This window comes from Actinoplanes sandaracinus (assembly GCF_030009775.1).
Classification (GTDB): domain Bacteria; phylum Actinomycetota; class Actinomycetes; order Mycobacteriales; family Micromonosporaceae; genus Actinoplanes; species Actinoplanes sandaracinus.
The window spans coordinates 1-22,814 of the sequence record NZ_JASCTH010000023.1 but is presented as its reverse complement, the minus strand read 5'-3'; the positions used below and the strand labels follow the sequence as shown (position 1 = coordinate 22,814).

Annotated in this window: 18 protein-coding genes and 1 pseudogene; 4 read left to right on the top strand and 15 right to left on the bottom strand. The window is 73.5% G+C overall.

Features of this window, described 5'->3' with window-relative positions:
* Window positions 1-45: 45 nt before the first annotated feature.
* The 4 genes from argC to QLQ12_RS30715 all read right to left on the bottom strand — a co-directional run bounded on the left by argC (window position 46) and on the right by QLQ12_RS30715 (window position 3,018).
* Window positions 46-1,059, bottom strand: a complete 1,014-nt coding sequence (argC, locus tag QLQ12_RS30730) for an N-acetyl-gamma-glutamyl-phosphate reductase (protein ID WP_282764005.1) — start codon at window positions 1,057-1,059, stop codon at window positions 46-48.
* 93 nt (window positions 1,060-1,152) lie between these two features.
* Window positions 1,153-1,323, bottom strand: a complete 171-nt coding sequence (gene lysW / locus QLQ12_RS30725; RefSeq protein ID WP_282764004.1) for a lysine biosynthesis protein LysW — start codon at window positions 1,321-1,323, stop codon at window positions 1,153-1,155.
* Between the two features lie 125 nt (window positions 1,324-1,448).
* Window positions 1,449-2,453: a BtrH N-terminal domain-containing protein gene (locus QLQ12_RS30720; RefSeq protein ID WP_282764003.1), complete on the bottom strand. Its 1,005-nt coding sequence runs from the start codon at window positions 2,451-2,453 to the stop codon at window positions 1,449-1,451.
* Window positions 2,443-3,018: a hypothetical protein gene (locus QLQ12_RS30715; protein WP_282764002.1), complete on the bottom strand. Its 576-nt coding sequence runs from the start codon at window positions 3,016-3,018 to the stop codon at window positions 2,443-2,445. Before QLQ12_RS30715 ends, QLQ12_RS30720 begins: the two co-directional genes overlap by 11 nt.
* Before the next feature lie 26 nt (window positions 3,019-3,044).
* On the opposite strand from QLQ12_RS30715, the gene QLQ12_RS30710 reads away from it, so the two are divergent.
* A complete protein-coding gene (locus QLQ12_RS30710) occupies window positions 3,045-3,914 on the top strand; it encodes a GNAT family N-acetyltransferase (RefSeq protein ID WP_282764001.1) in 870 nt (289 codons plus the stop codon).
* Window positions 3,915-3,930: 16 nt separating this feature from the next.
* Here the strand turns inward: QLQ12_RS30710 and QLQ12_RS30705 are convergent, their stop codons facing one another.
* From QLQ12_RS30705 to QLQ12_RS30675, 7 genes are read right to left on the bottom strand one after another with little or no spacing between them, the layout of a single operon-like run.
* Window positions 3,931-4,902 carry a transketolase family protein gene (locus QLQ12_RS30705; RefSeq protein ID WP_282764000.1) on the bottom strand — a complete coding sequence of 324 codons (972 nt, stop codon included), beginning with the start codon at window positions 4,900-4,902 and terminating at the stop codon, window positions 3,931-3,933.
* Window positions 4,899-5,732, bottom strand: a complete 834-nt coding sequence (locus QLQ12_RS30700; RefSeq protein WP_282763999.1) for a transketolase — start codon at window positions 5,730-5,732, stop codon at window positions 4,899-4,901. The genes QLQ12_RS30705 and QLQ12_RS30700 overlap by 4 nt, the downstream gene beginning before the upstream one ends.
* Window positions 5,729-7,048, bottom strand: coding sequence for a DegT/DnrJ/EryC1/StrS family aminotransferase (locus tag QLQ12_RS30695; RefSeq protein WP_282763998.1), 1,320 nt, complete (start codon window positions 7,046-7,048; stop codon window positions 5,729-5,731). The genes QLQ12_RS30700 and QLQ12_RS30695 overlap by 4 nt, the downstream gene beginning before the upstream one ends.
* Complete coding sequence (locus tag QLQ12_RS30690) at window positions 7,045-7,410, bottom strand: hypothetical protein (RefSeq protein WP_282763997.1); 366 nt, start codon at window positions 7,408-7,410, stop codon at window positions 7,045-7,047. The genes QLQ12_RS30695 and QLQ12_RS30690 overlap by 4 nt, the downstream gene beginning before the upstream one ends.
* A complete protein-coding gene (lysX, locus tag QLQ12_RS30685; RefSeq protein WP_282763996.1) occupies window positions 7,407-8,285 on the bottom strand; it encodes a lysine biosynthesis protein LysX in 879 nt (292 codons plus the stop codon). The genes QLQ12_RS30690 and lysX overlap by 4 nt, the downstream gene beginning before the upstream one ends.
* A complete protein-coding gene (locus QLQ12_RS30680) occupies window positions 8,282-9,391 on the bottom strand; it encodes a M20/M25/M40 family metallo-hydrolase (RefSeq protein ID WP_282763995.1) in 1,110 nt (369 codons plus the stop codon). Before QLQ12_RS30680 ends, lysX begins: the two co-directional genes overlap by 4 nt.
* Window positions 9,391-10,137 carry a 2OG-Fe dioxygenase family protein gene (locus QLQ12_RS30675; protein WP_282763994.1) on the bottom strand — a complete coding sequence of 249 codons (747 nt, stop codon included), beginning with the start codon at window positions 10,135-10,137 and terminating at the stop codon, window positions 9,391-9,393. The genes QLQ12_RS30680 and QLQ12_RS30675 overlap by 1 nt, the downstream gene beginning before the upstream one ends.
* On the opposite strand from QLQ12_RS30675, the pseudogene QLQ12_RS30670 reads away from it, so the two are divergent.
* A pseudogene (locus tag QLQ12_RS30670) lies at window positions 10,087-14,307 on the top strand (amino acid adenylation domain-containing protein); the annotation flags it as partial. The gene QLQ12_RS30675 and the pseudogene QLQ12_RS30670 sit on opposite strands and share 51 nt — an antisense overlap.
* Before the next feature lie 32 nt (window positions 14,308-14,339).
* On the opposite strand, the gene QLQ12_RS30665 reads toward QLQ12_RS30670, so the two are convergent.
* The 4 genes from QLQ12_RS30665 to QLQ12_RS30650 all read right to left on the bottom strand — a co-directional run bounded on the left by QLQ12_RS30665 (window position 14,340) and on the right by QLQ12_RS30650 (window position 19,304).
* Complete coding sequence (locus QLQ12_RS30665; protein ID WP_282763993.1) at window positions 14,340-17,093, bottom strand: helix-turn-helix transcriptional regulator; 2,754 nt, start codon at window positions 17,091-17,093, stop codon at window positions 14,340-14,342.
* A gap of 83 nt (window positions 17,094-17,176) precedes the next feature.
* Window positions 17,177-17,389, bottom strand: coding sequence for an MbtH family protein (locus QLQ12_RS30660; protein WP_282763992.1), 213 nt, complete (start codon window positions 17,387-17,389; stop codon window positions 17,177-17,179).
* A 92-nt stretch (window positions 17,390-17,481) separates the two neighbouring features.
* Window positions 17,482-18,741 carry a serine hydroxymethyltransferase gene (glyA, locus tag QLQ12_RS30655; protein WP_282763991.1) on the bottom strand — a complete coding sequence of 420 codons (1,260 nt, stop codon included), beginning with the start codon at window positions 18,739-18,741 and terminating at the stop codon, window positions 17,482-17,484.
* Between the two features lie 248 nt (window positions 18,742-18,989).
* Window positions 18,990-19,304: a hypothetical protein gene (locus tag QLQ12_RS30650; RefSeq protein WP_282763990.1), complete on the bottom strand. Its 315-nt coding sequence runs from the start codon at window positions 19,302-19,304 to the stop codon at window positions 18,990-18,992.
* Between the two features lie 355 nt (window positions 19,305-19,659).
* On the opposite strand from QLQ12_RS30650, the gene QLQ12_RS30645 reads away from it, so the two are divergent.
* Both QLQ12_RS30645 and QLQ12_RS30640 read left to right on the top strand, forming a co-directional pair.
* A complete protein-coding gene (locus QLQ12_RS30645; protein ID WP_282763989.1) occupies window positions 19,660-21,969 on the top strand; it encodes a M20/M25/M40 family metallo-hydrolase in 2,310 nt (769 codons plus the stop codon).
* 71 nt (window positions 21,970-22,040) lie between these two features.
* Window positions 22,041-22,775, top strand: a complete 735-nt coding sequence (locus tag QLQ12_RS30640) for a sulfotransferase-like domain-containing protein (protein WP_282763987.1) — start codon at window positions 22,041-22,043, stop codon at window positions 22,773-22,775.
* The last annotated feature ends 39 nt before the right edge of the window (window positions 22,776-22,814 follow it).

Genomic DNA, 22,814 nt, shown 5'->3' with positions numbered 1-22,814 from the left:
CGACGCCGCACGAGGTGGCATCGGATCCGCCGGCGGGGCGTCGGGTCAGGCCGGGTGCAGGCCGGTGAACTCCAGGCCCGTCCGCTCGTCCCAGCCCATCCGGATGTTCAGGCTCTGCACGGCGTTGCCGGCACCGCCCTTGACGAGGTTGTCCAGGGCCCCGATCAGCAGCATCTGGCCGCTGTCCGGGTCCACGGCGAAGCCCACGTCACAGTGGTTGGAGCCGAGCAGGATCTTCGGTTCCGGCAGCCGGTAGTTGCCGCGCTTCTGGGCCACCACCCGCACGAACGGCTCGTCGGCGTAGTGGCGGCGGTAGGCCGCCCGGATGGTCGCCTCGTCGACCTGCCGGGCATCCGCCCGGCAGAGCACCTGCACGCCGCGGACCGCGTCCACGCCCGTCGCGGTCATCCGCACAGCCAGGCCGGTGGCCTGGCTGATCTCCGCCTGGTGGCGGTGATTCAGCGGCGCAAACACCCGCAGTACCCCGCTGCGCTCGGCGTGCAGATTCATCTCCCCGGCGGAGGCCCCCGAGCCGCTCGACCCGACCCGGCCATCGACCGTGACGACGCCGTCGATCAGGTCGGCCACCGGCCGCAGGGCCAGGATCGCCGCGGTGGCCATGCACCCCGGCACGCTGATCAGATCGGCGGTTCGCAGCCGGTCCCGGTAGAGCTCCGGCAGCCCGGTCACCGCGGTGCCGAGCAGCTCCGGCGTGGGGTGCGCGCCGTAGTGCCGGCGGAACAGCTGCGGATCACCGAGTCGCAGGTCGGAGCTGAGGTCGAAGACCACCTTGCCCCGACCGGCCAGGTCCGCCCGCAGCGCCGGGTCTTCCAGACCCGAGCTGGTGAAGAAGACCGCGTCGCACTCCGGCAGCTGGTCCGGCCGCGAGTAGCTCAGATCGGTGCGACCACGCAGGTTGGGATGGCCACCGTCCACCCGGCGGCCGGCGAGCCGGGTGGAGGTCGCGGCGACCACCCGGACCTCGGGATGCCCGAGCAGCAGCCGCAGCAGTTCGCCGCCGATGTACCCGGCGCCGCCGACAATGCCGACGCTGATCACTTCTACCTCCCGTGTCCGTTACCCGGTCCGTTTCTCATTCGCCCGGTCCTTCGTGACCTCGGGCGCGACCGCGAGGGTCAGCGGCTCGAGTTCTCACTCGCCCCAGTCCTCTTCGACCTCGGGCGCGACCGCGAGGGTCAGCGGCTCGAGCGAGATCACCTCGAGTTCGCCGGCGCACTCCGGGCACTCGATGAGTTCGTTGAGTTCCGGGGATGCGCCGACGGGAACGTCGGCCACGCACTCCGGGCAAGCTTGCAGGCTCACGGTTGTCTCCTTGAGCGTTCGTGATGCGGTGAGCGGGACGGGACCTTCCGCGGCGCTTCGGCCGCGTTCCGCCGTCTCGACCACAATGGCCTTCGGACGGCGTCGTCGTTAGTCGGGGAGAACCCCTACCGGGCCGCGTCGGCCATCGCCGACAGCGCTCGGTCATGCGCCGCGAGCAGGGACGCAGCCCGATGCCGGGCGGACTTGCGCCCGGCGGCGCCGGCAGTGCCGCAGGTGGCTACCGCGATCCGCAGCGCCGCCCAGTCGTGCGCCACCGCGTCGACGAGACGGCCCAGTTCGTACAGCCGCCGGTCGTCGAACCGGCGGCCGGCCAGGGCCAGGTACTCGGCGTGCAGTCCGGTCACCGCGAGCACCGGGCCGAGCACCACGAAAGCCTCGTCGACCGCGGCCGGATCGTCGGCGATCCGGGTGATGACGTCGTCCAGGAAGCGGGACAGGCCGGACCGGCCGCGATAGGTGTCGTCGGACGGTGCGGTGAAGCCGCGCAGGTTCTCGCCGAGCACGTACCGCACGAAATCCGCCGTGAAGGCGGGCTGTTCGGCGCCGACGTCGAGCTCCAGCCAGCGGTTGCCGATCGGGTTGGCGGTGAAGAACAGGTCCCGGCTGTGCCGGACCGGGTTCTGCGAGTCGCGGGCCGCGGTGAACGCCGCCAGCGGGATCGGCCCCTGGAAGGCGGGCGGGACCGGATCGGCCACCAGCACCTCACCGGTCCGGTCGTCGAATCCGTAGACGGCGAGCAGATGGTTGGTGTGCACGTCGCGGTAGGCCGGACGGAACGGCAGGTGGAAGTTGTCCGCGGCGACCGCGACCGGCGCGCCGCCGGCCACCATGGCGCGTACCTGGCGCCATCCCTCGTCGGCGTCGGCCGGGGTGTGCCAGCGCGACCGGATCGCGTGGTACGGAGCCAGGCCGCCCAAGAGCGACTCGGCCGCGCCCGGGAAGTAGTACTCCTCGCGCCGGACGTCGCCGGGATAGTAGAAACCCCACGCCGCTCCCAGCACCTCGACCGGATCGAGTCCGTGGAAGCCGAGCAGCACCCCGGCCGTGGTGTGCAGGCAGTGCGACAGGTCATGCCGCCAGTACGTGATCGGAGCGAGCTCAACGCGCATGACGGGCCTCCGGGTCGGCGACGACGGTGATGGCGAAGACGTGCATGCCGGGGTTGTCCGGCAGCCGCACGGCGACGAGCTCGCCCGGCCCGGTCACCGGCACCCGCTGTTGCCAGATCGACGGGGCATGGTCGGCGTGGGTGTGCCGCGGATATCGCATGGCGCTCGTCCGGAAGGCGAGCGGCTCACCGAAGCGGTCGGGGGTCTGCGGCCAGAAGTCAGACATCCGCAGGTGGGCCGTGCCGGTGCTGCCGTCGGCGTAGTGCAGCGTCACCACGTCCTCGGTGCGGCGCTCCGCCGCTCCCAGCAGGTAGATCCAGTCGTAGCTGCCGGCCGGCACGGCGATCCGCTGACCGCGGCACCGCACGTTGTCACCACCGGCGGCCGGTGCCGGGAAGGCGAACGGCACGCCGGCCACCGTGACGGTCGAGCCGGGTGGTGGCAGCTCCTCCGCCGGGAAGGTGTTGCGCCAGACGTTGAAGCCGTAGTCCCCGTCGGTTCCGGGTGGTTGCAGGCCACGATTGTCGTGGTGAGTGGAGAGGTCCACCAGCGCGCTTCGCATCATTGATCACACTCGCTATGGTTCGGGGGATGTCTGCCATGCAGGCCCCTGCGGGGGAACTGGAAATCTCGGTCGCCACCGTCGTCAGCGACGCGCTGGCGGAGACCATCGCCGAAGTGACCCGGGCCGCCTACGCCCGGGGAGATCTGGTGCCCGGCCTACCGGCCGCCGACGGCGCCCGGGCGACCGCCGACGAGGTGCGCGCCGACCTGGCGGCCGGCCTGCGCCTGATCACGGCGTACGACCGCGGCGTCTGCGTCGGTGCCGTCCGAGCCGCGGCGCTGAACCCGCACACCTGGGAGGTCCGGCGGTTGGCGGTGGCGCCCGGACTGCGGCACGGCGGGACCGGTCGCCGGCTGCTGCGCCGCCTGGAGGCCGAGGCTTGGGCGGCCGGTGCGACCCGCGTCACGCTGGATGCGGTCGTCGAGCGCGGTAATCCGGCCTTCTACACCCGGGTCGGTTACCACACCGTCCGGCACTTCCCGAACCCCGACAAGCCGCTCAGCGAGGTGCACATGCAGCGGCTCGCCGACGCTGCCGACGAGCCACTGGTCTATCCGCAGGCGGACACCACCGGCGACCAGCCCGGAGTGGCAGTCACCTGGTGGGCGGTGCCGACCGGGACGGTGTGCCGGATCAGCGAAAGCCGGGACGGGCCGCTCGGCGCGGCCCGCCGAGACCGGGCGTCGCTGCCGGCGACGGCTCGACCGGTGGGCGCCGACTTCTGGGCCGGCGCCGCAGCGGCCGAACTGCGCGCCGTCCGCGCCGAGGTGAGCGCCGGCGCGGCGCAACGGCACTACCCGGCGCCGGCCGCGACGGTGTCGGCCTTCGCCCAGCCGCGGCTGCGGTGCCCGCAGCTGCTCGCCTGGTGGCGTGATCCCGGGGTCCGGCACGGCTGAAGCGGCGGCGCGGGTGTCACCGACGCAGCACCGCCAGCGCGGCCTCGGCGATCCGCTCCGGGCTGACGCCCGCCTCGACCAGCAGGTCCTTCTCGTCGGCGACGAAGTCGTTGAACCGGTCCGGCACCCCGATCCGGCGCACCGGGCAGGGATGCTCCTCGGCGACCACCTCGCACACCGCCGCGCCGAGGCCGCCGGCCACGACGTGGTCCTCGACCGTGACGATGCCGCGGGTCTGCCGGGCCGCGCGCACCAGCGCCGCCCGGTCGATCGGCTTGACGGTGTGCATGTTCAGCACGCGGGCGTGCACGCCGTGGCCGGTCAGCATCCGCTGCGCCGCCAACGCCATCACCACCGGATAAGGCCCGGTCGCCACGATCGTGACGTCGTCGCCGGCGCGCAGTTCGTGCGCCTGGCCGAGCCGGAACTCGTACGGTTGGGTGTGCACCAGCGGGGTGGCCGCCCGGCCCAGTCGCAGGAACAGCGGGCCGGGCAGGTCGGCGGTCGCGCGCACGGCGTACTCGGTCTCCGCCGCGTCGCACGGCACCACGACCGTCATGTTCGGCAGCGTGCGCACGATCGCGATGTCCTCGACCGCGTGGTGGGTCGGGCCGTAGTGACCGGCGGAGAGCCCGGCGTGGGTGACCACCACCCGCACCGGCAGATCGTTGCCCGCGATGTCGATCTTCATCTGCTCGCAGGCACGGGCCGCCGCGAAGCTGGCGATGGTGTTCGCGTACGGCCGCAGCCCGGTCGCTGCCAGGCCGGCCGACATGCCGAGCAGGTTCGCCTCGGCGATGCCCACGTTGACGTACTGCTCCGGCAGGTGGGCGGCGAACGAGTCCTCGAACCCGCCCATGTCCGAGTCCATGCAGAAGATCCGCGGGTCCGCGGCGGCCAGTTCTGCCAGCACCCGGCGGTAGACGTCGCGCGACGCCACCGAGTAACGCTCGATCCAGTCGGTGTCGATCGCCATGGTCACCGTCACTGTGGCCTCCTCGTCTTCAGACCGGCCGCCGCGCGCTGGTACAGCCGTGGCGTCAACTGCACGGAGTGACTCTTCTTCTTCCCCTCGAACAGCGGCACCCCGCGGCCCTTGACCGTCCGGGCGATCACCACGGTCGGCCGCCCGACCTGCCGCGGCACGCCGGCGAAGACCTCGCGCAGCGCGGCCACGTCGTGCCCGTCGACCTCGACGGCGTGCCACCCGAAGGTGCGCCAGCGGTCGGCGAGCGGCTCGAGAGTGATGCACTCCTCGGTTCCGCCGGTGATTTGCAAGCCGTTGCGGTCCACCACGGCGATCAGGTTGTCCAGCCGGTGGTGTCCGGCCGCCATCGCCGCCTCCCAGACCGACCCCTCCTGCAGTTCGCCGTCGCCGAGCAGAACGAACGCGCGGCCGGTACGACCGGTGCGGCGCAACGCCAGCGCGACGCCGGCCGCCAGCGACAGCCCGTGGCCCAGCGACCCGGTCGGGAACTCGACGCCGGGCAGCCGACGCAGCGGATGTCCGGCCAGGCGGCCGCCCCGACGGCCGTACGTTTCGAGCTCGTCGACCGGCAGGAAGCCGCGCTCGGCCAGGGCCGCGTAGAGCGCGGCCCCGGCGTGGCCCTTGCTGAGCACGAAGCGGTCCCGCTCCGGCCAGTCCGGCTCGTCCGGACGCACCCGCAGCACCTCGCCGTAGAGCACGGCCAGCACGTCGGCGCAGGACAGGCTGCCGCCCACGTGGGTGCCGTGCTCGGTGGCGCCCATCCGCAGGATGTGCTCGCGCATCCGGTGCGCCAGCACGGTGGTCTCGTCGACGATCGGCGCGCTGCTCACGCTGCTCCCTCCAGAGCCAGGGCGGCGTGCCACGGCGGCCGGTAATCCATCGAGCGAGCCACCGGCAGCAGCCGAGGAAGGTTCGCCCAGACCTTTTCGAAGGCGTCGGCGCAGGCGTCCAGGACCGGCCCGCAGGCCGGGTTCAGGTGCCAGCGCTGCAGGGTCACTGAGTCCTCGATCACCGCGGCGCTCACCGGGTGGTCCTCGACCCGGTAGGCGCGAGTCGGGTCGGCCGTCCGCCGGAAGGCGGGCTGCCCGGGCAGCGGCACGATCTGATAGGGCTGCACCGGCACCCCTTCGGCCCGCAACGCCCGCTGCAGCACCGCCCGCAGGGCACCGCTCGCCACCCCGACCGCGTCGAGCGGCTCCGGGTCGAAGCGCAGCCGCAGGATGTGCCAGGCGTGCGTACGGTCGTCGGGGCACACCGGCACCCGCAGGCCGGGCAGCTCGGCGAGCCGGCCGAGGAAGCCGCGCACCACCGTGTCGCGCCGCTCGCTGTCGGCGTCGAGCCGGGCCAGCTGGCACCGGGTGAACGCGGCCTGCACGGCGCTGAGCTTCGCGTTGCCGGCGAGGACCCGGGACAGGTAGTCGCGTTCCCGGCCGGCGCGCAGGTCCTCGCCGAACTGGCGGTGCAGCACCACCCGCTCGTAAAGGTCCTCGTCGTCGGTGGTGATCAGGCCGCCCTCGCCGCAGGTGGGCAGGTTTTTCACCACGTTGAGGCTGGTGGCATTGACGGCGCCGAACGATCCGGTGCGCCGGCCCTGGTAGCGGGCGCCCTGCGCCTGCGCCGCGTCCTCGATCACGTGCAGTCCGTGCCGCTCGGCGAGGCTCCGCAGCGCGGCCATGTCGCAGGGCAGGCCGTGCAGGTGCACGGCGATGACGGCCCGGGTGCGCGGGGTAATCGCGGCCGCCGCGGCGACCGGGTCGATGGTGTAGGTGTCCGGGTCGATGTCGACGAAGACCGGCACCAGCCCCCGCTGCGCGATCGGAACGGCGCTGCCGATGAAGGTGAGCGCCGGGACCAGCACCTCGGCGCCGGGTTCCAGGTCGAGCGCGGCGAGCGCGAGCTCCAGCGCCGCGGTGCCGTTGGCGACCGCGGCGCAGTGCCGCACCCCGACGTACTGCGCCCAGTCCCGCTGCAGCGCGGACACCTCACCTCGACCGGCGTCGTTCGACGTGTACAAGCCCTTGTCGAAGACGCCGCGGACGGCGGCGTGCTCGGCGTCAGTGACCACCGGCCAGCCGATCCGGTCGGCCGTGACGTCGGCCCGGTGCACGGTGCGGGGCCCGCCGAACATGGCCAGTTTGTCGCTCACGGCGCATCCTCTCGCGACTCGACCACACACACGGCACGGCCCACGACCGCCGGGTCGTCCGGCAACCCGATCGCCAGCAGGTCGTCGCGGCGGGGCACCGGGATCCGGCTGAACGCGCCGTCACCGGCCGGAATGTCCCAGTGCTCCGGATCCACCCCGTTGCGGTAGTAGAGCCACACGGTGGCTCGCCGCGGCGCCGGGGCGTCCGTGCGTAGGTGCAGCCAGTCGTAGCGGCCCGGTGGGAGGGCCATTAGCTGCCCGGAGCAGGTCACCGGCGCGTCCGGGCCGACCGGGCGAACCCGGCCGGCGCGATCGGCCGCGAACCGCAGGGTCAGATCCGCGGTGACCGGCAACCCGCTCACCGGGTCGCTCCCACCGCGAGCCGGGCCAGCACGTAGTCCACGTAGGCGCCGACCAGGTCGACACCGAGGACCTCCACCGCTCCGTGGAACTCCGGGGTGTGGTTGACCTCGTTGACGTACATCGTGCCGTCCCGGTGCTCGATCACGTCGACCCCGAGGATGCCCTCGCCGACCGCCTCGGCCGTCCGGCGCAGCAGCTTGACCAGGTCGTCGGTGAGCGGACAGACCTCGGCGCGGCCGCCGCGTGCGGTGTTGGTCCGCCAGTGGTCGTGCACCTTGTAGATGGCGCCGATCACCTCGCCGCCGAAGACGTACGCCTTGATGTCGCGGCCCGGCTTGTCGATGTACTCCTGCACGAAGGTGATCTGATGCTGCGGGCCGTGGAAGGCCTCGCGATGCTCCAGGATGGACTCCGCCGACTCGTGGTCGCGCAGCCGGGCGGCCAGCCGTCCCCACGACCCGGTCACCGGCTTGACCACCGCCGGGAAGCCGAAGTCGTCGATGCCGGCCAGGGCCGCCTCGGGGACCAGGCCGACCATCGCCCGGATGGTCGGAAGCCCGGCCTCGCGCAGCGCCAGCGTGGTCAGCAGCTTGTCGCCACACAGGTCGATCACTCGCGCGGAGTTGACCACCGGCACGCCGGCGTGTTCCAGCAGCTTGGCGGCGTAGGAATTGCGGGTGTGCGAGATCTCCCGGCTGAGCGCCGCCCGGTAAGGCAGCTCCAGCGGTTCACCGTTGTTCAGCCGCAGGGTGAGCCGGCGGGTGTCGACCTGGACGAAATCGACATCGCGCCGGCGCAGCTCGGCCAGGAGCAGTCGTTCCTCCAGGCGCACCCGTGAGGTGAGCACGGCCAACGGCCGTCGTTCTGTGGTCACGAGCCGTTGCCTCCATTTCCTTCTCGGACGCCACCGGCAGTGGCGAGCAGGGGTCGCATCGAGTTCGCCAGCCGTTCCAGCGCGTCGGTGAGCGTGTCGATGGCGGTGAGATATTCGGGCAAGCTGATGTGTTCGGCACTGGTATGACAGAGCTGGGAGTCGCCCGGGCCGTAGGCGGCGATCGGCACGCCCCAGCGTGGACCGACGACGTTCCAGTCCGAGGTGCCGAGCTTGAGCCGGTGCCGCGGGCGGCCGCCGCGGGCGCGGATCGCCGCGTGCAGCGCGCCGGCCACCGGCGAGGTACGCGCGGCGCGCACCGCCGGAACCTGCTCGATGACGGTGAGCCGGTCGCCGTCGGCCCACTGCCGCAGCTCGGCGGCGAAGGCCTCGGCGTCGAACCCGATCGGTACCCGGCAAGACACCTCCAGCCGGGACTGTTCCAGGTCGCCGCGTACGGCGACGACCGAGGGCAGCGGCCGCTCGGAGAGAGGCCCCTCGAGGTCGTACCCGGCGGCCAGCCGTTCGCGCAGCTCAGGCCAGCGATCGATCGCGACCTCGGCGGCGGTGCGCTGTTTCGAGCTGGTGTGCGCCGCCGGCCGCACCACATCCAGCGCGAACCGGACGATGCCCATGTAGCCGATCCCGACGCCGTCCGCCCCACTCGGCTCCCCGATTACCACGGCGTCCGGCGCCGGCCGGTTCATCAGGTGCCGCGCCCCGACCGAGGTGCGCTCCTCGTCCACCGCACCGACCACGACGATCCTGGCCGGGATCCGGTCGGCGAGCCGCCGCGCGGCGCACAGCATGGTGGCGAGCGGACCCTTCGCGTCGACCGTGCCGCGGCCGTGCAGCCGATTCCCCTCGAGCCGGACCGGCAGGTCGCCCGGCACGGTGTCGATGTGGCCCAGCAGCATGAGTTCCGGGCCGTCCGCGGCGCCGGCCTCGACGTGCAGGTTGCCCACCTCGTCGATCCGGCTGCGCAGGCCCCAGTCACGGGTGAGCGCGGCGAGCCGGCCGACCAGTTGCCCCTCGGCGCCGGACACCGACGGGATCTGCACCATCTCGCGCAGCAGCGCGATCGCAGCGTCCTGGTCCAGCCGGCCCATCAGGCGACGCCGGGGTCGAACGGGTTGAGATCCACCAGCAGCATGTCGCGCACCCCGTCACCGGCGGTCGCCCGGATCGGCGAGACCTCGTGCATGACCCGATGGTCGTCGACGAACATCGAGTCGAGGGGGTCGACGAGGGTCGACCGCACCGGGGCGCCGTGGTCCGGGAAGACCGTGGACTCCCCGCCCTCGCAGGCATCGCGGCGCAGCAGGTGCATGCCGACGAACAGGTGCCCGTCGCGGTGCCGCCCCTCCGGGGTCGGCTTGCCGGCGGCACCGTACGGGGCGACGATGCGGACCAGATGCACCCCGACCTCCCAGTCGGTGCGGCCGCTGAGCGCGGTGGCCAGCTGGGCGTCCAGGCCGACCAGGGCGCGCATCCCGGGGTGCAGCAGGGCCTCCGCCGACGCCGGGGCGAACGAGCGGTCCTTGCCCTGCCACAGCGGGATGACGTCCTGCCGGAAGGTGGTGTGCGGCAGGACCGCGAAGCGCGGCCCGCTCGGCTCGACCCGGACGTGCAGGCGCCCGTAGCGGCGGTAGCGGTACTTTCCCCCGTCGGCCAGCTCCTCGTCCAGCCGTAGGTCGTCCCAGAACTGCTGGAAGCCCTCGAGGTCCTCGAGGGAGGTCAGTTGCTGCGTCTGCGCGCGGCGCAGGACGGTGAACCCGTCCTCAGCCGCCTGCGTGACGTGATCATGCAGCGACGTCTCGATGAGGCCCTCTGCGGCCAGGCCGAAGACGCTCATACGTCGCCTCCGTCCGTCGTGCGATTCCTCCGGCCGGTCATGGCTCTCCTCCGCGGTATTCGGTCGTGCTCCGGACGGACTCACCCTGGCAGCCGCGGCCCGCGGGGACTCGTCCGTCATTACCCGGACTGGCCGGACGGCGCGGGCGCCGGAACTCTGGCCGCGAGGGCGTGTGACGCCGATCGGGAGGAGACGAGGCACATGGTGGACACCACCGAGGACGTCCGGCAGCGGCTGGCCCGGCTCTCGCCGCAGCAGCGGGAGCGACTGCTCCGCGAGCTACGGACGTCGCGGCGGCCGGTCACGCCGCCGCGGGTGCGGCCGGTACGCCGGGACGCGCCCCTGCCGCTGTCCTTCGCCCAGGAACGGTTGTGGTTCCTGGATCGGATGGCCGGTGGGCAGCCGGTCTACAACTCGCCGCTGGCGCTACGCCTGCGCGGCTGGCTGGACGTCGGGTCGCTGCGCGACGCCCTCACCGAGATGGTGCGCCGGCACGAAAGCCTGCGCACCCGCTACCTGTCCACCCCGGACGGGCCCCGCCAGGTTGTCGACCCCGCGCCCGCGGTCTTCCCGCTGGCCGTGCTGCAGTCGCCGCAGACGCCGGCCGCGGACCGCGACGAGCACGTCCGGCGGCTCGCCGCCGAGCAGGGCAGCCGGCCGTTCGACCTGGCCAGCGGCCCGATGCTGCGAGCCGTGCTGACCCGCCTGGCCGACGACGACCATCTGCTGGTGCTGGCGCTACATCACATCGCCATCGACGCCTGGTCGACCTCGCTGCTGATGACCGAGCTGACCGAGGGGTACCAGGCGGCCCGCACCGGGCGTACCCCGCAGCTACCGGTGCTGCCGGTGCAGTACGCCGACTACGCGGTGTGGCAGCGGGAACGGGCCGAGACCGGGTTCGCGACTGACCTCGCGTACTGGCGCGCCCGACTCGACGGCCTGCCCACCCTGCAGTTTCCCGGCGACCGGCCACGACCGGCCGAGCCGACCTGGGCCGGCGCGGTGGCCGACCGGCTGCTGCCGGCCGAGCTGCACCGCGACCTGGCGGCACTGGCCGAGAAGGACCGCACCCGGATGCTGCCGGTGGCGCTCGCCGGATTCACCGCTCTGCTGTCGCGCTACACCGGGCAGGACGACATCGCGCTCGGCTCGATCTTCTCCGGCCGCACCTGCGCCGAGGTCGAGCCCTTGATCGGCTTCTTCGCCAACACCGTGGTACTGCGCACCTCCACCGCCGGCGACCCCACCTTCCGGGAGTTGCTGGCGCGCTCCAGCGAGGCGGTCCTCGGCGCGCACACCCACCAGGAGCTGCCCTTCGACCGGCTGGTCACCGACCTTCGACCGGACCGCGACCCCGGACGTAACCCGCTGTTCCAGGTGGCCCTCTTCATGACCGGATCCGGCGCGGACGGCGGCCGGCTCGGCGAGGTCACCATGGATCCGGTCGTGGTCGGCGGCACCACCTCCCGCTTCGACGCCGGGCTCGGCGTCGGAGAACGGCCGGGGCTGACCGGCATCGACCTCAGCCTCGAGTACGCGACCGACCTGTTCGACGCGGACCGGATGACCCGCCTGCTCGGGCACTACCAACGGGTGCTGGAGAGCGCCGTCGCGCGACCGGACCGCCGACTCAGCGAGCTGGAGCTACTCACCCCGCCGGAGCGCGACCAGGTGATGCTCGCCTGGAACGACACCGCGACCGGACACACCGACGAAGCCCCGGTGCACGAGGTGATCGCCGCGCGGGCCGCGCGCACACCCGACGCGGACGCGGTGATCAGCGGCGGGCGCACGGTGAGCTACGCGGCCCTCGACGAGCGGGCTAACCGGATCGCCCACCGGCTGCACCGGATCGGCGTGCGCCCCGGCGACCTGGTCGGCATCTGCGTCGACCGCTCGGTGGACCTGGTCGCCGGCCTGCTCGGGATCCTCAAGGCCGGGGCCGGTTACCTGCCGCTGGACCCGGCGTACCCGTCGCACCGGCTCGCGCAGATCCTCGACGACGCCGCGCCGACCGCGGTCGTGGTGGATCAAGTCGGCCGCGATCGGGTGGACGCTGGGACCGTGCTTGACCTCGCCACGCAGGAGCGACTGCTGGCCGAGGAGCCGGCCACCGCCCCGCCGGTGCGAGTGCCCCCGGACCGGCTGGCCTACATGATCTACACGTCCGGTTCGACCGGCCGTCCCAAGGGCGTCGGGGTACGGCACGCCCAACTCACCGCGTTCACCACGGTCATGGACCGGCTGCTCGGCACGGAGCCGGGCACCTGGCTGGCGCTGGCGTCGGTCTCCTTCGACGTATCGGTCACCGAGCTGCTGTGGACCCTGGCGCGCGGGTACCGGGTCGTGGTGGCCAGTGGCCGCACCGAGGACCTGCTCGCACCGCCGACCGATCCGGCATCACTGGCTGCCCTGATCCCCCGGCACGGCGTCACACATCTCCAGGGCACGCCGTCGCTGGCCCAACTACTCGTCGACGATCCGGCCGCGCGGGCGGCCCTGCGAAAGCTGCAGCTGCTGTTGCTCGCCGGCGAGGCACTCGCTCCCGCACTGGTCGCCCAGCTCGCGGCCGCGACCGACGCCAGGATCGTCAACGCGTACGGGCCGACCGAGGCCACCGTCTACGCCACCGCGTGCGAGGTCACCGGCGCGCCGGCCCGGGTGCCGATCGGGCGGCCGCTGGCCAACAGCACAAGCTACGTGCTGGATCGGTGGCAGCGGCCGCTGCCGGTCGGTGTGCCGGGCGAGCTGTATCTCGGCGGTGCCGGAGTGTCGCACGGCTATCACCGCCGGCCGGCCCTGACGGCCGAGCGGTTCCTGCCGGACCCGTTCCGCGGCAGCGGCCAACGGATGTACCGCACCGGCGACCTGGTCCGCTGGCTCTCCGACGGCACCATCGAGTTCCTCGGCCGGATGGACCATCAGGTGAAGATCCGGGGCTTCCGGATCGAGCTCGGCGAGGTCGAGGTGGCGCTGCGGGCGGACCCCGCGGTGGCCGCCGCCGTGGTGGTCGCGCGCACCGACGGCGTGGAACAACGCCTGGTGGCCTACCTGGTGCCGGCCGACGCTCAGCCCGACGACGTGGCGGTACGCGCGGCGCTGCGCCGCACGCTGCCGGACTTCATGGTTCCGGCCCGCCTGGTGTGGTTGGACCGGCTCCCGCTGAACCCGAACGGCAAGGTGGACCGTCAGAAGTTGCCCGCACCCGGTGACAGCATCGCCGGGACCGCGTCGACGGCGCCCTCGACCGCGACCGAGCGCGCCCTGGCCGAAGCCTGGTGCGAGGTCCTCGGGCTGCAGCAGGTGGGGGTGGCGGACAACTTCTTCGCGCTCGGCGGCAGCTCCGTCTCGGCGATCCGGACGGTGGAGCTGGCGGCCCGGCGCGGGGTGCGGATCACTCCGCGGCAGGTCTTTGAGAACCGTACGCTCGCCGACCTCGCCGCCGCGGCGCAGACACCGACGGCGCTCGAACCCGAGGATGGCGAGCATGTGCTGCCGATCGCCACGACGGGCGAGCGGCCGGCGCTGTTCTGCGTGCACTCCACCGGCGGCTCCGCCGTGCCCTACCTGGGCCTCGGCGACCACCTCGCCGCCGACCAGCCGTGCTACGGCCTGCAGGCACTCGGACTCGACGGCGGCGAGCCGCTGGAGCGCATGCCGGAACTCGTCGACCGGCACGTCGCGGCGATCCGGCGGATCCAGCCGGTCGGGCCGTATCACCTGGCGGGTTGGTCGCTGGGCGGCTGGTTGGCGCTCGCGATCGCCGAGCGGCTGGGCGAGGAGACCGGGATGGTGGCCCTGCTGGACAGCGCGCCGCCACCGCACACGCCCCGGCCGGTCGACCACGCCGATGCGCTGGCCCTCTTCGTGGCCAGTTTCGCCCAGTCGGTCGGGCACCCACCGGTGCTGCTCGACCCGCAACGGCTGCGCACGATCAGCGTGGCGCAGGGATACGACCTGGCCGTCTCCACCCTGGCGGAGGCCGGCCTGGTACGCCCCGGCGAGCACACCGCGGTGCACCAGCGCGCAAAGGTGGCGGTGGCCACCACCCTCGCCGGTTCATCCTGGTCGCCACGGGTCTGGCCGGGCCGACTCGACCTGCTGCTGGCGGGCGACGGCGACCGGCCGGACGTGCTCGCCGAGGGCTGGCGCCGGTACGCCGCTGGACGACTGGTCCCCCGACGCGTGCCGGGGGACCACTACAGCATGGTGCGTTCTCCGCATGTGGCGGCGCTGGGCCGGGCGCTGCTGGCCGGGCGCGCGTCGGGGGCGGCGGCTCGGCGGGACGGCCCGGCGCCGGCCCGGGCCCGGGCGCGAGGGCGGGCGACGATGGTAGCGCGGCCCACCATGTTGGCGATTTGGGCGCGGGAGGTCACGTCAAGCTTGGTGAAGATGCGCGCGAGGTGCGTCTCCACGGTCTTCTGGCTGACCTCCAGCGCCCGGGCGATCTGCCGGTTCGTCCGGCCCTCGCTGACCAGGCCGGCAATTTCGTACTCACGCTGGCTGAGCACGTACTGCTCGCCCTCGGCCGGGCGAGCGGCCGGCGCGGCGGCACTCCGCCGCCGCGCCACCTCCTCGCGCAGCGGGGCGGCACCGCAGCGGGCGGCCAGGTGCTCGGCGGCGTCGAGATGCCGGCCGGCCCGGTGCGGCTCGCCGAGGGTCAGCAGCCCGTGGCCGGCGAGCAGGTGGGCCTCGGCGGCGTCCAACAGGTGCCCCGCGGTGGTGCACGCGGAGACCGCCTCGACCGCGTGCACCAGCGCCTCGACCGCGTTGCCGGTCGCCGCGGCGCGACTGCTCGCGGCCGAACCGAGCAGCCCGGGAAGACCCAGCCTGCGTGCGGTGGCGTCGGCTCGCTCGGCCCAGGCCAGGGCCTCGGCGGAGCCGCCGCGGGCCAGCTCGGCCCGGCTCAGCAGTCCGGCCGCCGCGACCCGGTCGACGGCAGGCAGGTCCGGCAGCTGATCGCCCCCGGCGACGTCGAGCACCTCGGTCACGCAGCGGTCCGGGTCGCCGTCGGCCAGCCGGGCCTGCGCATGCACCAGCCCGGCCCGGCGCCACCACGGCCCGTCGGGCGGCACGATCGAGGTGGCCGCCTGGCTGTCGGCAAGCGAGGCCAGCACGGCGCCGGTGGCGAGCGAGACCTGTGCCCGCACAGTGAGCGCCATCGCCCGCAAATCCTCGGCGCCGGACACCGCGGTGAGCTGAACCGCCCGTTCGGCATACGACGCGGCCTCGCCGAGCCGACCCTGACGCAGCTGCACGGTGGCCAACGCGGCCAGGGCGACGGCGGCGCTCGGCCACTGCCCGGTCGCCTGGCTGATCGTCAGCGCGCGCTGCAGATGCGTGCCGGCCAACGGATACCGCTCCAGAGAGGCCTCGATCCAGCCGAGCGCGGCCAGCGCCGCGCAGTCGCCGGCCAGTGCGGTGTCGGACTGCCGGTCGGCGAGCCGGGCCGCCTCGTGCACGCTGCGCAGCGCGGCGCCCACCGCGCCACGCGTCAGCCGAACGGCCGCGTGCATCGCCAGGGCGTGGACCCGGGCTCCGGCGTCGTCGGCGCCGGCCGCGGTGATCAGCGCATCGTCGGCGAAGTCCCATCCGGTGTCGAAAAGCGTGGTGCCGGCGAGGGCGGAACGCAGCGGCCCGGTCTCCGCCGCGGCGTCCAGCCGGGCGATGCCGGTGCGCAGGATCGATCGGGCCTGGGTGTAGCGGCCGGCCAGCCGCGCGAGGGTGGCCCGCCACTCGATCACGGTGCCGGCCCCGCCGGCGGCGTACGGGTCGCCGGCAGCGGCCTCGTCCCAGCACTGCAGCGCCTCCCGGCACTCGTCGAGCAGACCGGCGGCACCGCTGGTGCGGACCACGGCGGTCAGCAACTCCAACCGCTTCGTGCGCTGCTCCGGCAGCGGCGTGAGCAGCCGCAGCGCGGCTTGATACCAGGCCGCCGCGGTGGCCGGTGCGGTCCGTTCCACCGCCCGCGCCGCCCCCACCAGCAGGCCGAGCGCGGTGCCGTCACCGGTGCGGCTGATCTGCTCGATGTGCTGGGCCAACCGTGCGACCGGCGCACCGTCGACCAGCAGGGCCTCGGCCGCGCGGCGGTGCGCCGCGAGCCGCCAGCCGCCCGGGATGTCGTGGTAGGCGACCGCTCGCAGCACCGGATGACGGAAGTGGAACGTCGCCGCCTCGGCACCGCTGCGCAACACGTCGGCCGCGAGCATCTCGTCGATCGCGGCGAGCACGTCCGCGGTGCCGCATTCGGCGACCCGAGCGAGAAGTTCGGGCCGCAACGAGCCGTCCAGCACGGCCGCCGCCCGGGCCACCGTCACCGTGGCCGGCGTGAGGCCGGCCAGCTCCAACCGCAGGGGTACGAGGTCGTCGGCGGGCAGGTCCAAGGCGGCGGCATCGTCCAGCCGGCAGCCGGCAGCCGCGCACAGGGCCGCCAGCAGTCGCAGGTAGCGCGGGTTACCGCCGCTGGCCGCGTACGCGTCGGCACGGTGCCGGTCGCAGGCCCGCGTCGCCGCCAGGGTGGCGGCGTCGGCCGGGGCCAGCGCGCCGAGCGTTAGGTGGGTGGCCTGCCAGCCCGGCGTGGCGCGCAGCGCCTGCAGCCGAGCGGAGGCCTGCCGCGGCCGGTAGGCGAGCACCACCAGGGCACCGCCCTCGGCGGGCCGGCGCAGCATCTCCTCCAGCGCCGCGAGGCCCGTCGCCGCGATCCGGTCGGCGTCGTCGATCACGACTGCCCGAGGCGGGGTGCCACGGCCGGCCGCGACCGTGTCGGCCACCGGCGCGTCGTGCTCCGCCGCCCAGGACGCGAACTCGGCGAGCAGCCGAGTCTTGCCGATCCCCGGCTCGCCGGTGATCTCCACGAGCACCCGGCCGGTCCGGCTTCGGTGCAGGGAGTCGAACAATGTCGTCAGCTCCTGACCCCGACCGACGAAACGGTCGGCATCGGTGTCGCCGCGCATGTCGTTCCTCCTTTTCTCCGTCACGTGCCGGGTCATCTCGGTCGCGGGCGGCAGGGCCACTCGGACCCTGCCGGCATCGGGGGTCAGCTGGCCGTCGGCTCCGCCATCGCCCGCCGCAGGCTCAGCGGACGCATGTCGATCCACACGTTGTCGATGTGGGCGAGGCACTCCTCCTTGGTCCCGGTCACCTCGACCTGGCGCCAGCCGCGGGGAACCTCCCGCGCCACCGGCCAGATCGAGTACTGCTCCTCGTCGTTGACCACGACCGCGTACGTGGTCTCGTCGTTGTTCTCCACAGTCGCCTCCCGGCTGTCCTTCTTCGTTTGACTTCTCAGTGGGTGTGGGTGCAGCGCCCGCTTCTCGGTCGGTGGGGCGAGACACCCGGTTCTCAGTAGGTGTGAGCGAGGCGTCCGGCGAGCGCACGCGCCTCGGCGCGCACCGCACGCAGCGCCACCTGGTCCGGCGCACCCGCCTCATCGCCGGCCGGAATGCCGCGCAGCATCATGTGCACCAGCTCGGCGCAGCGCCGCATCTCGGTGTCGCCCATGCCGCGCTGGGCCGAGACGGTGCTGCCGAGCGCGAGGCCACCGGCCGGGGCGCCCGGCGAATCGGTCGGCACCCGGGTCGCCGTGACCACGATCCCGGCCTCGGCGAGCACCCGTTCGGCGCGCCGGCCACCGATCCCGGTACCGGTCAGTTCGATCGTGACCAGGTCCGTGTCGGTGCCCCCGGTGACCAGCCGATGGCCCAGGTCGAGCAGCGCGCCGGCGAGCGCGGCGGCATTGGCCACGGTGGTCGCCATCAGGGTCCGGAACGACTCGCCGCCGGCCAGCGTGAGGGCGCGAGCCTTCGCCGCCACCGTGGCGGGCGACACGGCGTCGCGGGCGCCGCGGTCGCCGGCGCGGCGCAGCACCTGCGACAGCGTCTGGTTCCCGCCGTCCAGCAGAGTGTCGCCGTCCGGACCGGTCATGATCACCCCGCCGCGCGGGCCGCCGAGCTGACGATGGGTGTCGGCGACGGTCACATGGGCCCGTTCGACCGGGCTGTCGTGCAGCCCGGCCGCGACCAGACCGGTGACCGCCGAGATATCGGCGACCAGCAGGGCGTCGATCTCGTCGGCAAGGCGTCGGAAGCGGGCGAAGTCGGTGGCCCGCGGATGCGAGGTCCCCCCACAGAGGATCACCCGCGGGCGGTGCTCGCGAGCGAGTGCGGCAGCGGCCTCGTGGTCGACGCTGCCGTCGTCGGTGAGCCCGTAACCGACCCACCGGCGGGCACCGGGCCGGTCGCCGCCGAGCGCCGGACCGGGGGCCATCCGCAGATCCATGACCGCGTCGTGCGGCTCCAGCAGAGCGGTGAGCACCAACTCGAGCGCCTGGGTGGCCGAGGCCGGGCGCACGTCGGCGTACTCGGCACCGAACAGCGCCTCCGCCCGCGAGGCGGCCAGCGCCTCGACCTGGGCGTGCGTCGGCCGCGACGACAGCTCGTGGCCGGCCGTGTGCAGCGCGGGATACGCCAGGCAGGCCAGCACCGATGGCGCGATGAGCGTGGCCGCGGGCGCCAGGGTCAACTGGAGCCGCTGACGGTCGTGTTCGGCGTTCAGAGCGCCGTAGAGTTCGGCGTCCTCGGCGGCCAGGATTCCCTCAGCCACTTGGGGTCCGGTAATGGGCGTCGGCCAGCGGTCCGGCGTCGCAGCGGACGACTCGGGGAAGGCTTGACGCAGCTCGACCAAAGCCATGTGGGTGGATCCTCCTGTAGTTCATGGATGCGCAGAGAACGGACGGATGTGCGTCGGCGCGCTGCGGCGGCGAAGTCTGATCACCAGTCGGTGCCGTCGTCGGAATGGGAGCCGTCGGCCGGGGCGGTGCCCCTGTTGGTGCCGCCGATCGGCGTGCCGCCCTAGTCGGTACCGCCGTCGTTGAGCTCGGAGTCGCCGCCCGGAGCCTTACCCCAGTCAGTACCGCCGCCGATCGGGCCCTTACCCCAGTCAGTACCGCCACCGATCGGGCCCTTACCCCAGTCAGTACCGCCACCGATCGGGCCCTTACCCCAGTCAGTACCGCCACCGATCGGGCCGCCCGGCATGCTCGCCGCGGCGCTCGACACACCGTCGACCGAAAAGCCGACCGCGGCCTGCGCCGCGGTCATCGGCGCCGCAATCGCGAGCGCCAATCCGGTAGAGATGGCGATACGACGCAAAACGAACTTCGGCATTGCAGCAAACCCTCCGGGTCTCGGTTGCATGATTCCGCGCCGGGCCATGGGGCCGGTTCGCGGGAGGTCCGGCGCGCTGCGGCGCCCCGGACGTGAATCACTTTCCAACGTGACAAGCCCACAGGCCAGTACCAGCGGGCTTCATGAAGCTGTCTGGCAACAACTTCCATCGCCCGCGGACCGGCCGATCCGCCGGTCGCGCGGGCCTCGACGCCGACCGGTGACTTGTTGCCAGACCACTTCTGTCCGGTAGCAAGGCGGTTCGCCCGGGTCGATCCGCCCGGCATAGTGGCAGCGCTCCCAACGCCCGCACGACGCGCGCGGCACGCCACTCACCACACCCGGAGGACCGTCCATGCCGGAGAGACCCACCCGACGACAGCGGGTAGCCGCCCTGTTCGCCGCACTCGCCATCGCGGCGGCCGGCGTGTCGGCGCTGCTGCCGCTACGACTGCCCGAAGCGGCCGGCGCCGGCGCACCGGTGCAGGAGTTCTCCGCGGCACGGGCCCGGGCACACGTCGAGCGAATGGCTGCGCAGCCCCATCCGACCGGCTCGGCGGCGCACGCCGAGGTGCGTCGCTACCTGGTGGACCAGCTGACCGGGCTGGGCCTGCGCCCGCAGGTGCAGGAGCGCACCGCCGCGCGGGCCTTCCCCTCCGGGGCACACCTGGCCGGACGGGTCGCCAACGTGTCCGCGACGGTGCCGGGCACCGAGGGGGCGAGCCAGGTGCTGCTGGTGGCGCACTACGACTCCGTGGCGATCGGCCCGGGCGCGACCGACGACACGATGAACGTGGCGGCGATCCTGGAGATCGCCCGGGCACTGCGCGCCGCGGGCCCGCTGCGCCAGGACGTCGTGCTGCTGCTGACCGACGCGGAGGAACCGGGCCAGCTCGGCGCCGAGGCGTACCTCGCGTCCGGTGCCGCCGGCGACCCGACACAGACCGTGGTGCTCAACCTGGAGGCCCGGGGCACCGGCGGCCCGGCCGTGATGTTCGAAACCGGACAACGGCATGGGGCGGTGGTCCCCGCGCTCGCCGCCGAGACACCCTTCGCCAGCTCCACCTCACGCGAGATCTATCGGCTGCTGCCCAACGAGACCGACTTCACCCTCTTCCGTGACCGCGGATTCACCGGCCTGAACTTCGCGGTGATGGACGATTCCGCGCGCTACGACACTCCGCTGGACGACGTGGCCAACCTGACCGACGGCAGCCTGCAGGACATCGGTGCCACGGTGCTGTCGGCGACCCGTGCGCTGGCCGACGGCCGGCCGGCCTCGACCACCGCCGGCGACCTGACGTACTTCTCACTCTTCGGCCTTCTGGTCCACTATCCGCCGGGAGTCGACCTCGCAGTGGCCGGCATCGTGGCGCTCGGGTCGCTCGCCGCGCTCGGCTACGCCCGACGGCGCGGCCGGCTGCGGCTGCGGGCGGTCGCCACGGTGGCCGCCACGGTGCCCGTCCTGCTCGCGGTGGTGGCGGCGGTCGGCTGGGCGGCGTGGACCGCGATGACCGTGGCCCACCCCCACTACCTGGGCTTCGGCAGCGGCGACCCGTACCGGCCGGGAGCCGCTCGGGTCGGCCTGGTCGTGCTCGCCGTGGCGGTCTGCGCGGCGGGTGTCCGGCTGCTGCGCCGCCGCATCGCCGCGGCGGCCGTGGCAGCCGGCGTGCTGGGCTGGTTCGCCACGCTCGGCGTGCTCTGCGTGTTCCTGCTGCCCGGGGCGGCGTACCTCTTCCTCTGGCCGGCGTTGTTCGGCACGGTGGGCCTGGCGGCGGCGGCCCGGCTGGACGAGGCCTCGCCGTGGCGACCGCTTGCCACCACCGCCACCGCCCTGCCCGCGGCCGCCCTGCTGACCCCGCTGATCGCCGTCGTCTTCCCCACGCTCGGCCTGGCATCGGCCGCGGTCGTGCTGGTGCCGGTGGCCCTGGTCGCACTGCCGGCGCTGCCGGCCGTCGTCGACCTGCCGAGCCGCCGCGCCGTGACCGCCGGCCTGACCGGGATCGCGGTGGTCGGCGCGGCGGTGATCGGTTTCGGTACGGCGCGCGACGGTGTCGACCGTCGGCACCCGGCCCAGGTAGCCCTGCTCTACGCGCTGGATCTGGACGCCGCCCAAGCGTCCTGGCTGAGCCCGACCGCGGCCGGCGAGCCCTGGTCCGACGACGTCGTCCCGCAGCCCGCGAAGGACGTCGAGGCGGCGTTCCCGGCGCTCTACGCCGCCAGCGGTTATCGCCACGGGCCGGCGACGACCGTACCGGTTCCGGCGCCCAGCGCCCGGGTCGTCGCCGACGAACGCACCGGCGACTCGCGCCGGATCCGGATCCGCATCGGCGCGGACGGCGGCGCGGCGACGGTCGTCTCGGTCTACGCCGACACCAGCGCTCACCGCATCGAGCATGCCCAGGTCGACGCGCTGACGCTGCCCGGTGGGGAGAACCGGCCGCAAACGCCGACCGTTTGGAAGTGGGGCGTGCACCTCATCGCGCCCGGCGAACCGCTGGAACTGACCATCACCGTACGAGGGGCCGGCGCGCTGCCCCTGCGGTTGATCGCCTACGGCGCGGACGTACCGGCGCAGGCGCTGCCCGGGCCACGACCGGAGACGGTCACCTGGGCCGCGGGCGGGTTCGGGCGCAGTCTCGCCGCGCGTACGCTCCGGGTCTGAGCCGTGATCGGCGCCGGGATCGGTGTTCCTCCCGACTGACCGGTCCGGCCCCGGTGCGGAAGGTTGGCGGCATGCAGGCCAACACCGAAGCATTCCCCGTGATCGCGCTGTGGAGCGCGCCCCGCGCCCGCTCCACAGCGTTCTTCCGCACCATGCTGGAGCGCGATGACGTCGTCGCGCTGCACGAACCGTTCTGCAACATCGCCGACTACGGCGAGACCACCGTGGACGGTACGCCGGTGCACTCCGGACCGGAACTGATCGACGCCATCCGGTCGCTCGCCGGACGCTCAGCCGTCTTCTTCAAGGACACCACCGACCACCGGTATCCCGCCGTCCTCGCCGACCCGCAGTTCCTGCGCGAGGTACGGCACACCTTCCTGATCCGCCGGCCCGCGGAGATCGCCGCGTCCTACTACGCGCTGCGGCCGGAGATGGAGGTCGGAGACATCGGCATCGAGGGCATGGTGGAGCTGGTCGAGGCGGTGGAGCGCGCCGGCGGCCGCCCGCCGGTGATCATCGACGCCGATGACCTAGTCCGGGACCCGCAGGGCATCTTTGCGGCCTACTGCGCGGCGGTCGGCATCCCGTTCCGCGCGGAGACCCTCACCTGGCAGGCCGGCACCCGCACCGAATGGCAGCGCACCGAGCGCTGGCACGCCGCGGTCAGCTCCAGCTCCGGCCTCAGCGCCGTCACCACCCGATATGCGGACACCGTGAAGAACAACCCGCGGCTGGCCGCGATCAGCGCGCACCACGAGCCCTTCTACCGCCGGCTGCGGGAGCGCCGGCTGACCACCGCCTGAGCCCGGCGCAGGCGCGAACGGCAGCGGCCGGCGGACCCG

What these genes read in the sequence shown, in the direction of transcription:
- QLQ12_RS30710 (WP_282764001.1), top strand. Translation starts at nt 3,045, where the DNA reads ATGTCTGCCATGCAGGCCCCTGCGGGGGAACTGGAAATCTCGGTCGCC.
- QLQ12_RS30645 (WP_282763989.1), top strand. Translation starts at nt 19,660, where the DNA reads ATGCCGGAGAGACCCACCCGACGACAGCGGGTAGCCGCCCTGTTCGCC.
- QLQ12_RS30715 (WP_282764002.1), bottom strand. Translation starts at nt 3,018, where the DNA reads ATGATGCGAAGCGCGCTGGTGGACCTCTCCACTCACCACGACAATCGT.
- QLQ12_RS30640 (WP_282763987.1), top strand. Translation starts at nt 22,041, where the DNA reads ATGCAGGCCAACACCGAAGCATTCCCCGTGATCGCGCTGTGGAGCGCG.
- QLQ12_RS30675 (WP_282763994.1), bottom strand. Translation starts at nt 10,137, where the DNA reads ATGAGCGTCTTCGGCCTGGCCGCAGAGGGCCTCATCGAGACGTCGCTG.
- QLQ12_RS30665 (WP_282763993.1), bottom strand. Translation starts at nt 17,093, where the DNA reads ATGCGCGGCGACACCGATGCCGACCGTTTCGTCGGTCGGGGTCAGGAG.
- QLQ12_RS30650 (WP_282763990.1), bottom strand. Translation starts at nt 19,304, where the DNA reads ATGCCGAAGTTCGTTTTGCGTCGTATCGCCATCTCTACCGGATTGGCG.
- QLQ12_RS30680 (WP_282763995.1), bottom strand. Translation starts at nt 9,391, where the DNA reads ATGGGCCGGCTGGACCAGGACGCTGCGATCGCGCTGCTGCGCGAGATG.
- QLQ12_RS30720 (WP_282764003.1), bottom strand. Translation starts at nt 2,453, where the DNA reads ATGCGCGTTGAGCTCGCTCCGATCACGTACTGGCGGCATGACCTGTCG.